This is a genomic window from Flavobacterium sp. AG291 (genome assembly GCF_003350375.1).
Taxonomy (GTDB): domain Bacteria; phylum Bacteroidota; class Bacteroidia; order Flavobacteriales; family Flavobacteriaceae; genus Flavobacterium; species Flavobacterium suzhouense.
On sequence record NZ_QQAR01000008.1, the window covers coordinates 159,890 to 175,881 of the forward strand.

The window sequence follows — 15,992 nt, forward strand, 5'->3', positions numbered from 1 at the left end:
TTATTCCTGAACCGTTCCGCACGGTTCCCTCCACGTTTTACACTATTGTTTTACAACTAATTATATTTTCTCAATGGATGTATCTATTGTGATAGCCCATGAAGGGCATTACAAATTTGCGCAGCAGATATGCGATACAATGGAAGCTTCGGCCATCATAAGGGGTACTGGCATTGCCAAAAGAAGCCCTGAATATATCATCAAAAAGATGGAAAACCGCGATGCCGTAATTGCAATCGCTAACGGAGAATTTGCAGGTTTTTGCTATATCGAGAGTTGGTCACACGGTAAGTTTGTGGCTAATTCCGGACTTATAGTTCATCCCGACTTCCGTAACCTTGGCCTGGCCAAAAAAATAAAAGAACGCGTATTTGAGTATTCACAACAAAAGTTTCCGGGTGCCAAAATATTTGGTATAACTACCGGGCTGGCTGTCATGAAAATAAACAGTGAGTTGGGGTATAAGCCGGTGCCTTTTAGCGAACTGACTGACGATCCTACCTTTTGGAACGGATGTCGTGGCTGTACCAATTTTGACATACTTGAACGTAAGGAATATAAAATGTGCCTGTGCACGGGCATGTTATATGACCCCAACGACAAGAAACAAAAAGAAGAGAAATACAATTTTAACCAAAAAGTGCTTAGCAGGCTTAAGAGCATTAAGCAGGCACTATTCCTGAAAAAAGAAAAAGTAGCATGAAAAAAGTAGTTTTAGCATACAGTGGAGGTCTTGACACCTCTTACTGCCTTAAATATTTAAAAAATGACCTTGGGTATGAAGTGCATACCCTGCTTATAAACACCGGAGGTTTTACCCCCGAGGAACTGACTAATATTGAAAAGAGAGCCTATGAATTGGGCTCTGCACAGCATACCAATCTAGATATAATAGATAAGTATTATGAAAAAGCAATCAAATACCTGGTATTTGGCAATGTGCTTAAAAATAACACTTATCCGCTTTCAGTAAGTGCTGAGAGGGTTTTCCAGGCATTGGAAACCGTTAGGCATGCCAAAAAACTAGGCGCAGATGCTATTGCTCATGGAAGCACCGGAGCAGGAAACGACCAGATACGTTTCGATCTTGTTTTTCAGACTATTGCTCCCGAAATGCAGATCATAACTCCTATCCGTGACCTGAAGCTAACCCGTCAGCAGGAGGTGGAGTACCTTCAGCAGAATGGTGTAGAATATTCGTGGGAAAAAGCACAATACTCTATCAACAAGGGTATCTGGGGAACAAGCGTAGGAGGAAAAGAAACGCTTACGTCTGGTCAGCCGTTACCGGAAGAAGCCTATCCTTCCCCACTTACAAAAGCAGGACAGGAAAAAGTTACGCTTCACTTTGAGAAAGGAGAGCTTGTTGGCCTTAACGGTACTTTTGAAAAACCGTCGCTTAACATCCAGAAGCTTGAAGAACTTGCTTCGGCTTATGCCATAGGTAGGGACATTCATGTAGGCGATACTATTATAGGTATAAAAGGACGTGTAGGCTTTGAAGCCGCTGCTCCGCTTATCATCATAAAAGCACACCATCTGCTTGAAAAACACGTACTGGGCAAATGGCAGCAGTACTGGAAAGAGCAACTGGGCAACTGGTATGGAATGCTTTTTCACGAAGGCCAATACCTTGACCCTGTTATGAGAAACATAGAAACTTTCCTTACTGACACTCAAAAAACAGTAACCGGAACGGTAACTGTTTCGCTGAAACCTTACCATTTTTCGCTTGACGGTATAGCATCGGAACACGACCTTATGAATAGTGGTTTTGGTCAGTATGGAGAGATTAACAACGCCTGGACAGCCGACGATGCCAAAGGCTTCATCAAGATTGTGGGCAACGCCCAGAATATCTATGCTCACGTAAACTCAGAGAGTTATGATTAAGGCAGGTGTCATTGGAGGATCAGGTTATACAGCCGGTGAATTGTTAAGGCTTTTGGCTTACCATCCTCAGGCAGGAATTGATTTTGTATACAGTACCACAAACGCCGGAAAACCGGTAACATCTGTGCATCAGGATCTGCTGGGAGAGGTGCACCTTAATTTTACAGACACCATAAATAGTAATGTAAATGTAGTGTTCCTATGCCTTGGTCATGGCCAGTCGAAAGCATTTTTAGCTGCAAATCCATTCTCTGTAAACACCCGAATAATTGATCTGGGTAATGATTTCAGACTCGAAAGCGATAGCCTGTTTGACGGAAAACAATTTGTTTACGGTTTACCTGAACTAAACAGAAAAGCTATTAAAAAAGCTAATTACATTGCTAATCCCGGGTGTTTTGCCACTGCCATACAGCTGGCACTTTTACCCTTGGCACAAAAGGGCTTATTACAAAACGATGTACATATAAATGCTACCACGGGAAGTACAGGCGCAGGAGTTCAGCCGTCGGCAACATCGCACCATCCGTGGCGTACCGGCAATATGTCGCACTACAAGGCTTTTGAGCACCAGCACCTGGGTGAGATCAACCAGAGCCTTAAGCAACTGCAAAGCGGTTTTGAAAGCGAGTTGTTATTTATTCCTAACAGAGGGGATTTTACGAGAGGCATATTTGCTACGCTTTATACTCCGCTTACTGCTGATTTTGATAAAGTACTACACATATACCAAGAGTACTATGCTAATGAGCCGTTTGTAAATGTAACAACTGACAGCATAAACCTGAAACTGGCCGTTCAGACCAACAAATGTTTTATCAGTCTGGAGCAAAAAGGAAAATACCTGCTGATAACCTCTGTAATAGACAACCTGGTAAAAGGAGCATCGGGGCAGGCCATTGAAAACATGAACCTGATGTTTGGCCTTGAAGAAAATACAGGGCTGAAATTGAAACCGGCAGGGTTTTAACCACAAAAAAACAAAGAAAAATGAGCAATTTATTTGACGTATATCCAATATATAATATAACTCCGGTAAAAGCACTGGGAGCTAAAGTGTGGGACGATAAAGGACAGGAGTACCTGGATTTTTATGGTGGCCACGGCGTAATATCTGCAGGACATTCTCACCCTCATTACGTAAAGGCAGTGAGCGAACAGGTAGGTAAAATAGGCTTCTACTCTAACTCCATTGCTAATCCTGTACAGGAGGCACTGGCAACAAAACTGGTACAACAGTGCGACTACCCTGATTATACCCTTTTTCTGTGCAACTCGGGGGCTGAAGCCAACGAAAATGCACTAAAACTGGCATCTTTTCACACACAGAAGAAAAAAGTGATTGCTTTTAAAAAAGCTTTTCACGGTAGAACATCGGCAGCTGTTGCCGCTACAGATAATCCATCTATAGTAGCTCCGCTTAATGCAGGCCATGAGGTGGTTTTCCTGCCTCTTAATGATACAGCCTCATTTGATGCAGAAATCTCTAAAGGTCATATCTGCGCTGCAATTATTGAAGGCATACAGGGTGTAGGCGGACTTGATGAAGCCACTACCCTTTTCTTTAAACATATAGAAAAAGTCTGTAACACCAGTGGAACCGTATTAATTTTAGATGAAATACAAAGTGGTTATGGCCGTTCGGGTAAGTTCTTTGCACATCAGCACCACGACATAAAGCCGGACATTATCAGCCTTGCAAAAGGTATGGGCAACGGTTTTCCTATTGGTGGAATACTGATCTCTCCTAAGTTTAAAGCGTCCCACGGTTTGCTGGGCACTACCTTTGGCGGAAACCATTTGGCATCTGCGGCAGCATTATCAGTACTCGAGATTATCGAAAATGAGAATCTTATCGACAATGTAAACGAGGTAAGCGCTTATTTTAAGGAATTGGCAAACCAGATTCCTGAAGTAAAAAATATAAAAGGCCGTGGCTTGATGCTGGGTCTTGAATTTGACTTTGAAGTGGGCGAACTAAGAAAGAAACTCATTTATAATGAGCACATCTTTACAGGCAATGCTTCGCAAAAGAACCTGCTTCGTATACTGCCACCACTATCGATAACAAAAGAAGATGTAGATGTATTTTTTAAAGGATTGAAGAACGCTTTGACAGCCATTGCTGTTGAGGCAAATGCAGAATTATAATACCAAATACAATGAAAAAATTCACTTCTGTTGATGATATTCAGGATCTTGACGAACTGATTTCATTGGCAAAAAAAATAAAAGCGGCTCCCTTTTCCGATTCCGAAAAAGGTAAAAATAAAACCCTAGGGCTTTTGTTCTTTAACCCAAGCCTGAGAACAAGGCTAAGTACCCAGAAAGCAGCGCTTAACCTGGGCATGAACGCCATAGTAATGAACCTTAACACAGAGGGATGGTCGTTAGAATTTGAAGACGGCGCCATTATGGATGGTAATAGTGCCGAGCACGTTAAAGAAGCTGCACAGGTAGTTTCGCAGTACTGCGATATCGTAGCCATAAGAAGCTTCCCCACTCTTACCGACAAGAAAAAAGACGAGGAAGAGTATGTTATAAATGCTTTTCTAAAATATGCAAGTGTTCCGGTAATAAGCCTTGAAGGCTCTACCGAACACCCGCTTCAGGCTGTAGCCGATGCCCTTACGATACAGGAATATAAAACTACTGCAAGGCCTAAAGTGGTACTTACATGGGCTCCGCATCCTAAGGCTTTGCCGCATGCTGTGCCTAACTCGTTTGTAAAAGTGATGAAAAAAGCCGATGTAGACTTTGTGATCACGCATCCTGAAGGCTATAACCTGAACCCTGAATTTACTCAAGGGGTTACCATTACCCACAATCAGGATGAGGCTTTTGCCAATGCCGATTTTATCTATGCTAAAAACTGGAGCTCGTATGATAATTACGGACAGATTCTCAGCAAAGACCCATCGTGGACTGTTACACCTGAGAAGATGGCACTGACCAACAATGCGAAATTCATGCACTGCCTGCCGGTGAGAAGAAATATGATCGTGAACGACGCGGTGCTTGACAGTGATGCATCTATAGTAATCCCACAGGCGAATAACCGTACGTATGCCGCACAGGCAATACTTACCAAAATACTTGAAAATGAAAAATAAGCCACAGCTTACCGTTGTAAAAATAGGAGGCAATGTAATTGATGATGCTACAGCACTGGACAGCTTTCTTAAAGATTTTGCAACTATAAAAGGTGCCAAAATACTGGTACACGGCGGTGGAAAACTGGCTACCCGAACCGCAGAAAGTCTGGGCATTAAAGCTGTTTTTCATGAGGGACGCAGAATTACCGATGCCCCTATGCTTGAAGTAGCGGTAATGACCTATGCCGGATGGATAAACAAAAACATCGTGGCCAAATTACAGGCTCTGGGGGAAAATGCCATGGGCTTTACAGGAGCCGATGGCAACCTCATCCGTGCTAAAAAAAGAGAAAATACAACCATAGATTTCGGCCTTGTAGGCGATGTGGTCTCGGTAAATACAGAATTGCTTAATGCCCTTTTAATTCAGGATATAGCTCCCGTTTTTTGTGCTGTAACACATGATGGAAACGGACAGCTCCTGAACACCAATGCAGATACCATTGCCAGTCCATTGGCAGTGGCCTGCACTGGTTATTATGATGTAAAACTGTTATACTGCTTTGAGAAAAAAGGAGTACTGCTTGATGTAAACGATAAAGAATCGGTTATAAAAAGCCTTACTTTTGAGCAATACAGTGAACTTAGAGAACATGGAGCCATACATAGTGGTATGCTGCCCAAACTCGAAAACTGTTTTGATGCCCTGAGTAAGGGTGTAACCCAAATAGGGATTGGGAGTCCGGCAATGATAACCGGAGAAACCCATACCCTTATCACTTTATAACCAAAACATTTTATGGCCAATACATCCATACAGAAACTTACGCATGAAGCCATTGCTTTGCTAAAACAACTCATAGCTACACCTTCATTTTCATCTGAAGAACAGAATACGGCATTGTTGATTGAAGCCTGGTTTACGGCTAATGCTATTCCTTTTAATCGCGAAAACAATAACATCTGGGCATTCAACAAGAATTATAGCGAAGCACTGCCTACCCTACTGTTGAATTCTCACCACGATACGGTTAAACCAAATCAGGGCTATACATTAGACCCTTTTGAACCTATCGTGAAAGAGGGTAAACTTTTCGGACTTGGAAGTAATGATGCAGGAGGATGTCTGGTATCGCTTATGGCTACGTTCACTTATTTTTATGACGCTGAAAACCTGCCTTACAACATTGTAATGGTAGCTTCTGCCGAAGAAGAAAGTAGTGGCCCTAACGGGCTGAATAGTGTATTAAAACATCTGCCTACTCTTGATTGTGCCATTGTAGGTGAACCAACCGAAATGCAGCTCGCCATCGCAGAAAAAGGATTATTAGTGCTGGATGTGATTGTAGAAGGAACTCCGGGGCATGCTGCCCACCCTAATGATAATGTATCTATTTACAATGCACTGGGCGTGGTGGAATGGTTCCGCGATTACCGTTTTGAAAAAGTAAGCGAAGTATTAGGCCCCATGAAAATGACGGTTACAGGGATTAGTGCCGGAAAACAGCATAATGTGATTCCTGCTGAATGCCATTTGGTTGTAGATGTCCGGGTAAATGACTGCTACTCTAATACAGAGGTATTAGAAATAATACAAAAAGAACTTGAAGGCAAAGCAACTGTAAAAGCACGTTCGCTACACCTCAACTCTTCATCAATAGACAAAAATCACCCTATAGTACAGGCCGGTATTGAATTAGGAAGAACCACCTATGGTTCGCCAACATTGTCAGACCAGTCGGTATTATATTGCCAGTCGCTGAAGCTGGGACCGGGCAGTTCGCCAAGGTCGCACACGGCAGATGAATTTATATATATTAACGAAATTGAAGAAGGAATTGAACTCTATATAACCATACTGAGCAAATTCCTGAAACAGTAAATATAACGAAAGCCTGGCTTTCGCATTAAAAGAATTACCATGAAACTTTGGGAAAAAGGAATACCTACCGATGTAAAAACCGATATGTTTACGGTGGGTAATGATCGTGAACTTGACCTGCTTCTTGCAGAATATGACGTAACTGGATCGATGGCCCATGCCAAAATGCTGGGCAGCGTTGGATTGCTTACCGAAGATGAAGTGCAGGACCTTGTAATGGCGCTTGAAGATATACTGACCGACATAAAAAAAGGCGACTTTACAATTGAACAATCTTTTGAGGATGTTCACAGCAAGGTTGAATACCTGCTTATTGAAAAGCTTGGCGACACAGGAAAAAAAATACATACAGCACGTTCCAGGAACGATCAGGTTCTGGTAGACGTACACCTGTTCCTTAAAGCTGAACTTATAGCCATAAAACAACAAACTAAAGAACTTTTTGAGCTGTTGATGGCTAAGGCTGAAACGCATAAAGATGTTTTACTGCCCGGCTATACTCATTTTCAGGTAGCTATGCCATCATCTTTTGGCATGTGGTTTTCGGCTTATGCCGAAAGTTTTGTTGATGATGTTGTTATGCTTAATGCTGCACTCAATGTAGTCGACCAGAATCCTTTAGGATCGGCAGCCGGATATGGCAGTTCGTTCCCCATCAACAGGACGCTAACTACCCAGGAACTGGGATTCAATACCTTGAAATACAATTCTGTTGCAGCCCAAATGAGCAGAGGAAAGGCCGAAAAAACAACTGCTTTTGCCATGGCTTCGGTAGCAGGAACGCTGTCTAAACTTGCAATGGACATTTGCCTGTACCTAAGCCAGAACTTTAGTTTTATCAAGCTGCCACAGCACCTTACAACCGGAAGCAGTATTATGCCGCACAAGAAAAATCCGGATATTTTTGAACTAATACGAGGTAAATGCAACAAAATACAGGCTTTACCTTATGAACTCACACTTATAACCAACAATTTACCAAGTGGTTATCATCGTGATATGCAGCTATTAAAGGAAGGCTTGTTCCCGGCATTGCAAAACCTGAAATCATGTCTGGAGATGGCTATTTTCAGTATTAAGGAGATAGAACCCAACAACGACATTCTTGACGACAAAAAATATGACTATCTCTTTACCGTAGATGCCCTAAACGAATTGGTTTCCAGCGGAGTGCCATTCAGGGATGCATACAAAATTGTAGGCGAACAGGTAGAAAACAATTCTTTTGTCTCTCCAAAAGCCACCAAACACTCTCACGAAGGAAGCATAAACAATTTGTGCCTAAATGAAATACAGGCAAAAATGAATACCGCTTTGAGCTTTAACACATAACATTCTGTTTTTTGAGTAAGAAATAAACGTATGTACTAAAATCAGGTATTTTTACCTGTTTTTTATCAAAACACATGTTATAGATTTGCCGATATCCCAACCAACCATTTTTAAATGCAAGGTTAGACCATCCGTAAAATCCAATTACATAATTACTAATAAGCTTCCTTCCGGAAGCTTATTTTTTTTCTATCCTATTACTAAACAATTCAGATAACCCTCAATCTGAAACAAAGCTACCTCATCCATAAAAATTTAATTTTTGTGATACCCAAAAGAATAAAATGTGTTGCGTTTTATAATTTGATACATGAAATAAAGGCAAAAAAAATACAACCATTCTAAAAAACTTATCTTTATGTAGCTGTTTATTTGCCATTTACCAACAATTATATGTTACAACCATGAAACTAACCAAACTTCTGACCTTGTTCTTATTTATTGTTTCTGCCCAAACCTTTGCACAGGTATATACCGATAAGGTAGTAGGTAAAAAAAACGAAGCCCTTATCGACAGCCTTCAAACCAGCGAGTACCCTTATGTTTTGCCAATATGGGGAGAAAAAGCAACTAAAAAAGGATTTCAGTTACCCTACTCTGCCGGAGTATCTGTCAACTACTTTTGGTCGAAGTCGGATCTGCTCATAGAAAACCTGAGAGTTGGTTTTAACAACGGACCTACGTTCAATCTGGACGAAGTAGTCCGCTTTAATGATGCCAGCGCCACTGCCGCCGCCATAACTGTAAGGCCTGATGTATGGCTTTTGCCATTTCTTAACATATATGGAATTTTTGGAAAATCGCATCTGGAAACCAATATTGGTGCCGGTATTTGGGTTCCCGACGGCAACAACAGCTGGAGTGAAGTAGCTAATTTTAAAACCAAGGCCAATTTTGATGCGGTAAGTATGGGGCTGGGAATAACCCCAACAATAGGTGTTGCCGGAGGATGGTTTGCCCTTGACATGAATATGATGTGGACAGATATACCCGAACTGGACAAACCTGCTTTTAGCTATGTTTTTGGTCCCCGTTTTGGAAAAAGCTTTAAACTGAACAAACCTGAAAGTAATATTGTTGTTTGGGTAGGCGCCTTCAGGGTGCATATCAACGGGCAAACTACAGGTAATATAAAACTATCCGATATTTTTTCGCTTGAAAATGCGCAGGAAAAAGTAGACAACGGACTGGAAGCCGTAGCACAAAAGCAGGAATCCGTAGATACTTGGTGGGAAGGATTAACCCCTATACAGCAGGCAAATCCTGCTAACATTGCCAAACATGCAGCTGCTAACAGAGCGCTGGAAACTGCCGGCAACTTCCTTAATGGCCTGGACGGTGCTTTAAGCACAGCAAGCAGTTCAACAGTTCAGTATGGCTTACATAAATCACCTAAAGACATGTGGAATTTTATCATAGGGAGCCAATACCAGTTTAACAGGCATTATATGTTTAGGGCCGAAGTGGGTTTTTTAGGCAGCCGAACACAGGTTTTGGGTAGCCTACAATATCGTTTTGGACTGTAATAAATACTTTTATGAAGAAAAAACTACTTCTGATCATTGCTCTCTCGGGATTTTATACCGCCCACTCCCAAATACTCATTTCGTTGATATTTGGCGACAAGCTTAATTCAGAATATATTGAGTTTGGCCTGGAAGGAGGGGCTAACTTTTCATATCTGGCGAATCTGGATGACACAAAAATGAACTCTGGATTTAATCTTGGTTTTTATTTTGATTTCCTGATGAAGAAAAACCCTAAGTGGATGATCAATACAGGAGTATTGGTAAAATCTCCAATGGGAGCTAAAGATCTTGATGTTTACTCTTTAAACAACGAAACACTCGATACCTCGTTTGAAGGTGGGCATGTAAACCGTGAACTTCGCTATTTCAATATTCCGGTATTACTAAAATACCGATTTAAGAACAACATCTATTTTAAAGCAGGACCCGAGCTTGGTGTCCGCGCCAAAGCTTTTGATATGTTCACAAAAGAAATAGACGGACAGGAACTAACCTACAAACACAAGATTAAAGACGAAGTTAACTTTTTAGACGCAGGCTTTACAGTAGGAACCGGCTACCATTTAATGAAAGGCCACGGAATGAACATCGGCGTTACCTACTACATGGGCCTGGTACCGGTAATGAAAGGCGACGGTCCTGACATTTACAACCGTTCCTTATATCTGAATGTGGGCATTCCGATAGGTAAGGGAAAAGCCGAACGAAAAGCGGCAGAGAAAAAAGCAGCAGAAATTCAGGTAATACAAACCCCATAGTACGAACTTTTCTGTAAGTTTTAAATAGGTTATATTTGCGGATATTACCTATCTATTGCTCATGAAAAAGATTTTTTTATCCCTTTTACTCTTATTGAATTTATGTGCCTTAACGGCTCAAACCAGAAAGGATTTTACCGGTTGGGGAGCTGTTTTTGCTTCTTATAAGCTTAACGATAAGTTGAGCATTCACTTTGATGCACAGCTCAGAAGTTCAGACGAATGGGAGAAATTCCAAAGCGTGTTGTTGCGTCCGGGACTTAATTATAATATAAACAGCAAGAGTATTGCAACTGTGGGTTATGCTTACATAGACACACAAAGAAGTAAGGATGGTATCGCTGGATGGATTCCGGAACACCGCATCTGGCAGCAGTACATTTACAAGCAGGGCTTTAACCTTGATGGACGCAATACATCATTACAGCATCGTTTACGTTTAGAGGAGCGCTTTGTGGGTATGGGTGTCGCTGAAAATAACGAGCTGGTGCGCGATGATTTTGAGTTTGCCCTAAGGCTGCGCTACTTTGCCCGTATGGTTATGCCGCTGCAAAAAACTGATAACTTTACAAAAGGCGCTTTTGTAGCCTTTCAGGATGAGCTTCTTTTTAATATACAGAACAACGATAAGATAACTAACGGTAAGGTTTTTGACCAAAACAGGGCTTATGTAGCTTTAGGATGGCGCTTCTCCTCTAAATTTGACCTTGAAGCCGGTTACATGAACCAATATGTAGTAGGCAGAAGCCTTGATATTTCCAACAGTATTATTCAGCTGGCGGGGTATGTGAGGTTGTAGTTTGGTTATTTGCAGATGGGTTATTTGACAACACATCGTTTACGCAACCTTTACGCTAGTGACATATAAAATTTAACATTATGACTGAATTAGCAGACAGGGTTTTTAGAATATGGGTATGTACAATAAGTCATCACATCCTTATTCTCAGGAGTCCGATGAAATTTCCAGATCAGGACGATTTTGATGAAAATCATACCTGTAATATCGACATTGAATTTGATTCAGTCACCTATCTCGACATCCCGTGGACTATGAGCAACATAGAAATAAGGCAACTTATTGAAGCCATACCCGAAAAATTCGCACACTATAAAGGACATGAAAAAGTCTTTGAATTCAAATGTAACGAAGGCATCTATTATATTGTTGCCAATAGTTACAAGATTGGCACAAACACCTGGATAAATGAAAACAGGGTTTTTAATATGAGATTAGAATATGACAGCATAATAAAAACATCAGATCATTAATCGACACCTCCCGGCACTAACATCACACTCCCGGTCACAAACTTACGTGCAAACAAGTAATTTCCTATATTTGGTTTATCAAACAAAACCAACAAATGAAAAACCTAAACGAACTAAACGACCTGGAATTATTACAGGAATCAAAAAAACTTAAAACGGCAGCGGTAATCAATGCTGTACTTGTTGGGTTCCTGTTTGGAATCGTATTTTACAGTGTAATGAAGAATACCTGGGGCTTTCTTACAATTATCCCTTTATTTTTAGCCTATAAGCTAATTAATAATTCCAAATACAAGAACAAAGAAGTAGAAGCTCTTTTAAAAGAACGTAAGCTTAAATAACCAATAAAGGCGACCTGATGGTCGCCTTTATTGGTGTTGGTTAAAAAAGCCGTAATCATTATACAATACCGCTGTGTTGCTGACCGGTTTCCGCAAAATGCGCCGGCGTAGGTTGTATTTCATGTACGAACGGGCGGAAAGCACATGAACCCTTTACAGCCTCCTCAGCAGCCTGACAGCCCGTCATCTACGTTTCTGCAAAAGATTACGGCTTGTGGTATTTCAAAAGTACCAAATACCACAACGTCTTAACGGTAAAGAAATGCTAAGCTTGTTATAATTTATCTTAAAAAAAGTAACCGGATTAATCCTCATTTAACGGGATAGAGAAACCTACAGCCACAGCTCCAGAGAACTGCTCTACACTATTATGGTAGTAGTAAGTGAATTTAACCTCTGTGCCATGTCTCTTCCCTATTGCCAGTCCCAATGTAAAAGGAATATGAACCAATGCACCACTCTTTTTGAGCTGGACAAACTGCGTGGATGTCTCAAAAGAACCGAAAGACATACCCACACCTGTTTCCAGGAAAGGCGCAACATAAGGTATTGGTGCTGCAATTCGCACTTTCCCTCCAATCAGGAAAGCATTCGATTTGATATATTCTTTTACACCCGGTGCTACTTCTACAGTTTCCGATTCGCCCGATGCAATAATCACTCCTGCATACGGCCTTAGGGCAAACCAGGTGCGTGGCGCCCAGACATACTCGCCCTGCGCATAAAAGCCACTACCCGTTACATCTGCCTCATCATTAGGAGCCACCACACCCATTCCTGCAGACACATTAATAAATTCACCCTTTTTAGGCTGGGCATACGCCAAATTAGAAAAGAGACCTGCTAAAAGCAGGATAAGAGAGAAATAAAGTTTGTTCATTTTAAGCGGATTAAGGCCGCAAACTTAATATTAATCTTCGAGATTAATTCCTACATTTTATTTTCTATTCTTGCATTAAATGTTAAAAAATAATTTTAAATTATATTATTTGTTAGATATTTATTGTTTTAGTGATAAATATTAATATTTTTGCTAATTTTAACAAGTTTTAATCTATAAATAGAATTTATTAGCCAATAATTAAACCACTACATCGATTAATAATAACAACCATAAATATGAATCTAAAAATTACCCAATTAAGGAATAAACTAACCAAGGCCGGAGTATTCATGCTTTGCCTGGCAGGTTTACAAGCTGAAGCTCAGGAAACAGTAACCGTTTATGATGGTGTATTGTTTTATGACGGATATGCCACCTTTTTAACCGACGCTGAACTATATGAACCTATCCCTACCGACATACACAGGTTTACCAATGCCAAGTATTCAAAAAAACTTAGCGATGAGCAGCTGGATGCCATAGGCAACACCCTGCAGCTAAACATAACACTTGAAGCCGCCTGTGACAACTATGACCGTCTTGGCCACATCTCACTAGCCTTTGTTCCTAAGGGATCGGAAACCTATGTGCAAGCTGAAGTACAGCGTATAGAGATGGCACGTATTATCACTCCTTTTATGAATAAGAACGTCTCTCCAAGTAATGTCCCTTATACTTTTAAACTTGACAATGTTGCTTCGATACTTTCGGACACCGCTCTTCGGGAAGAGTACGATATGTGGTTAGAAGTTGAACTATTTGGAACAACAAGCGCAGGACAAACACAGATTCCGGGATGTTCAGGCCGTAAAGATACTTTTAGAGCTACAATTGAATTTGAGACCACTGAAGATCCTTTAATAATTTATGAAAATGCATTATTCTTTAAACCTGTACTGGGTAAAGTAAACTTCAACAATTATAATGCTACTGATGTACCCGGTGAAACCACCAAGCTAATCAATTTCACACTGGATACGGAAGTACAAAACCTGAAACTATTCCTTATTACTTCTAACCACGGTGCTAATGAAAATGGCGAAGAGTATATTCGCCGTCAGCATTATGTATATCTAAACAACAACCTTATCTATGCCTATGCTCCCGGAGGAAAATCGTGTGAACCATACCGCCAGTTCAACACTCAGGGCAATGGTATTTACAATGCTACAGTAAAACCTCAGCGCGGATGGATTTACTGGAACAACTGGTGTCCGGGAGATAAAATCCCTGTACATGAAGTAGACCTTGGTACACTTCCGGCAGGAACATATACCGTAAAAGTTGATGTACCTGACGCAGTATTTAATGCCGGTCAGGGTAACTTCCCTATCTCAGCTTATTTAGAAAACCGAGGTAGTGGCAATACCGCTATGTGTGCCATGCCTTATCAGTTAACAGGCACGTCACCAGCTACCGGAATTAGCGCTAACTGGAATCAGTTGGGCAATATCGACGAATGGGAAGTGCTTTACGGAAAAATCTATAACACTCAGGGACAAACAACCAATGCTGTTTTAGCCGAAGAGAACTATGCTACTTTTAGCGGCGATTCTCAAGGATTGATAACTGAAAACCTTTCTTCTCAGGAAGTATATCAAATTTTTGTTCGCTCTAAATGCAGTGAAGAAGTTAACAGCCCCTGGTCATTGCCTTATTACAGACAAACAACAGTACTAGCTTTATCACAAAATGCAATAACACCATTTATGTACTACCCTAACCCGGTTGAGAATAACCTGTTCCTGGTAGCAGGCGACCGTGAAATGAGCGATGTTTCGGTTTATGACATGAACGGAAGACTGGTTATGCAAAAAGAACTTAGCGGTGTTGACGCCATGGTAAACATGGAAAACCTTACTACAGGTGTTTACCTTCTTAAAGTAACGGTTGAAGGCGAAACACAAACCTATAAATTCCAAAAGAAATAACCCCCACTTACATAATCCAACCTAAACCAATAAAGGCAGCCTTGCGGCTGCCTTTATTATTTAAAACCCTTAAATCAGGTGTTTTTACGCTATTTTTTTTAGGTAGCACTTCGTTATTTTACCCTTACACCAAACTAGTTATTAACCTTACACCCAAAAAGTATGTATTACATTATTCTAATTGTGCTTAGCGGACTCATTATCTGGATTTCAATGAATTCAAATATGCTCCGTAATACGGTATTTAATGATCAGAATTTTCAAAAAATCGCGGTTAAATCTAAAAACAGAAGCCCAAAACCAGCCTATAGTCTTGGAAGGACCCAGCTTGCCTTCTGGACCGTGATTGTAGTAAGTTCGTTTATATACCTGCTTATATCTCAATCAGTCTATCCTGATATTCAGGTTCCCGTACTGGACACTGTTAATCTTACATTAATAAGCATCGCCGCCGGTACAACACTGGTATCTAAAGCTATCGACATTAGCCAGAACAACAACCAGGGAGAAACCATTCCGCAACAGGACTACCCTTCTGAAGGTTTCTTTATCGATATCATTTCAGATGAAACAGGCGTAAGCATCCACAGGCTGCAAAATGTGATATGGACAGTGGTAGTTGGTGGTATATATATCGTGTTTGTATCCGGCCATACTACTCTACCTAACGACATGACACTTACTCCAAACCTGCTTACGCTTATGGGTATCAGCACAACCGCCTATCTGGGACTGAAACTGAGCGAAAATAAAAGTCCGGCAATTAATGATGACGTGGTCAATGAAGGTAATAATGACGATACGCCTCCACCGCCACCGCCTCCGCCACCCGCTCCACAGGTCGTAGTTGTGCCTCCTTCACTTGCCGTAGTACCGGCAGCTCCGGTTGCACCAACGGACACAACACCTCCGGCAGCGGTAGCATCTGTACCAACTACTGATACACCTTCCGTTACGACAACGGATACTACAGACCCACCACAGGGGAATGCGTAAACAACAAGGGCAACCGTTATGGTTGCCCTTGTTGTTTACAATTTTACTAGATTTGTTTTTAGATACAGGGATTGCACCTT

General features: G+C 41.1%; 16 protein-coding genes. 15 read left to right on the plus strand and 1 reads right to left on the minus strand.

The annotated features are described in order from the left end of the window. The first annotated feature begins 73 nt into the window (after positions 1–73). The 13 genes from DEU42_RS10245 (at position 74) to DEU42_RS10305 (ending at position 12,102) form a co-directional block, all read left to right on the plus strand. Entirely contained in the window at positions 74–703 is a 630-nt protein-coding gene (locus tag DEU42_RS10245; protein ID WP_114758203.1) for a GNAT family N-acetyltransferase, read from the plus strand. Next, positions 700–1,893: an argininosuccinate synthase gene (locus tag DEU42_RS10250; protein ID WP_114758204.1), complete on the plus strand. Its 1,194-nt coding sequence runs from the start codon at positions 700–702 to the stop codon at positions 1,891–1,893. The genes DEU42_RS10245 and DEU42_RS10250 overlap by 4 nt, the downstream gene beginning before the upstream one ends. Further along, on the plus strand, positions 1,886–2,863 hold the full coding sequence (gene argC / locus DEU42_RS10255) for an N-acetyl-gamma-glutamyl-phosphate reductase (protein ID WP_114758205.1): 978 nt from the start codon (positions 1,886–1,888) through the stop codon (positions 2,861–2,863). The genes DEU42_RS10250 and argC overlap by 8 nt, the downstream gene beginning before the upstream one ends. 20 nt (positions 2,864–2,883) lie before the next feature. Next, positions 2,884–4,044 (plus strand): aspartate aminotransferase family protein, encoded by a 1,161-nt coding sequence (locus tag DEU42_RS10260; protein WP_114758206.1) that lies wholly within the window; start codon positions 2,884–2,886, stop codon positions 4,042–4,044. A gap of 11 nt (positions 4,045–4,055) precedes the next feature. Further along, a complete protein-coding gene (locus DEU42_RS10265) occupies positions 4,056–5,006 on the plus strand; it encodes an N-acetylornithine carbamoyltransferase (RefSeq protein ID WP_114758207.1) in 951 nt (316 codons plus the stop codon). Then, a complete protein-coding gene (gene argB, locus DEU42_RS10270) occupies positions 4,996–5,775 on the plus strand; it encodes an acetylglutamate kinase (protein ID WP_114758208.1) in 780 nt (259 codons plus the stop codon). Before DEU42_RS10265 ends, argB begins: the two co-directional genes overlap by 11 nt. 12 nt (positions 5,776–5,787) lie before the next feature. Continuing rightward, positions 5,788–6,870 carry a M20 family metallo-hydrolase gene (locus DEU42_RS10275; RefSeq protein ID WP_114758209.1) on the plus strand — a complete coding sequence of 361 codons (1,083 nt, stop codon included), beginning with the start codon at positions 5,788–5,790 and terminating at the stop codon, positions 6,868–6,870. 39 nt (positions 6,871–6,909) lie between these two features. After that, positions 6,910–8,202, plus strand: coding sequence for an argininosuccinate lyase (argH, locus tag DEU42_RS10280; protein ID WP_114758210.1), 1,293 nt, complete (start codon positions 6,910–6,912; stop codon positions 8,200–8,202). A 404-nt stretch (positions 8,203–8,606) separates the two neighbouring features. Continuing rightward, positions 8,607–9,728 carry a hypothetical protein gene (locus DEU42_RS10285; RefSeq protein ID WP_114758211.1) on the plus strand — a complete coding sequence of 374 codons (1,122 nt, stop codon included), beginning with the start codon at positions 8,607–8,609 and terminating at the stop codon, positions 9,726–9,728. Positions 9,729–9,739: 11 nt separating this feature from the next. After that, entirely contained in the window at positions 9,740–10,489 is a 750-nt protein-coding gene (locus tag DEU42_RS10290) for a porin family protein (protein WP_114758212.1), read from the plus strand. A 61-nt stretch (positions 10,490–10,550) separates the two neighbouring features. After that, positions 10,551–11,288, plus strand: coding sequence for a DUF2490 domain-containing protein (locus DEU42_RS10295; RefSeq protein ID WP_114758213.1), 738 nt, complete (start codon positions 10,551–10,553; stop codon positions 11,286–11,288). An 80-nt stretch (positions 11,289–11,368) separates the two neighbouring features. Beyond that, complete coding sequence (locus tag DEU42_RS10300) at positions 11,369–11,761, plus strand: hypothetical protein (protein WP_114758214.1); 393 nt, start codon at positions 11,369–11,371, stop codon at positions 11,759–11,761. 95 nt (positions 11,762–11,856) lie between these two features. Next, positions 11,857–12,102: an FUSC family protein gene (locus DEU42_RS10305; RefSeq protein ID WP_114758215.1), complete on the plus strand. Its 246-nt coding sequence runs from the start codon at positions 11,857–11,859 to the stop codon at positions 12,100–12,102. A gap of 304 nt (positions 12,103–12,406) precedes the next feature. Here DEU42_RS10305 and DEU42_RS10310 read toward each other — a convergent pair whose 3' ends face one another. Beyond that, positions 12,407–12,982, minus strand: coding sequence for a hypothetical protein (locus DEU42_RS10310; RefSeq protein WP_114758216.1), 576 nt, complete (start codon positions 12,980–12,982; stop codon positions 12,407–12,409). A 239-nt stretch (positions 12,983–13,221) separates the two neighbouring features. Here DEU42_RS10310 and DEU42_RS10315 point away from each other — a divergent pair, with 239 nt between their 5' ends. Together DEU42_RS10315 and DEU42_RS10320 are read left to right on the plus strand one after the other, a co-directional pair. Then, positions 13,222–14,916 (plus strand): peptide-N-glycosidase F-related protein, encoded by a 1,695-nt coding sequence (locus DEU42_RS10315; protein WP_114758217.1) that lies wholly within the window; start codon positions 13,222–13,224, stop codon positions 14,914–14,916. Between the two features lie 162 nt (positions 14,917–15,078). After that, the gene (locus tag DEU42_RS10320) at positions 15,079–15,912 is read left to right on the plus strand and encodes a hypothetical protein (protein ID WP_147278102.1); all 834 of its coding nucleotides are present in this window, start codon (positions 15,079–15,081) and stop codon (positions 15,910–15,912) included. Positions 15,913–15,992: the final 80 nt, after the last annotated feature.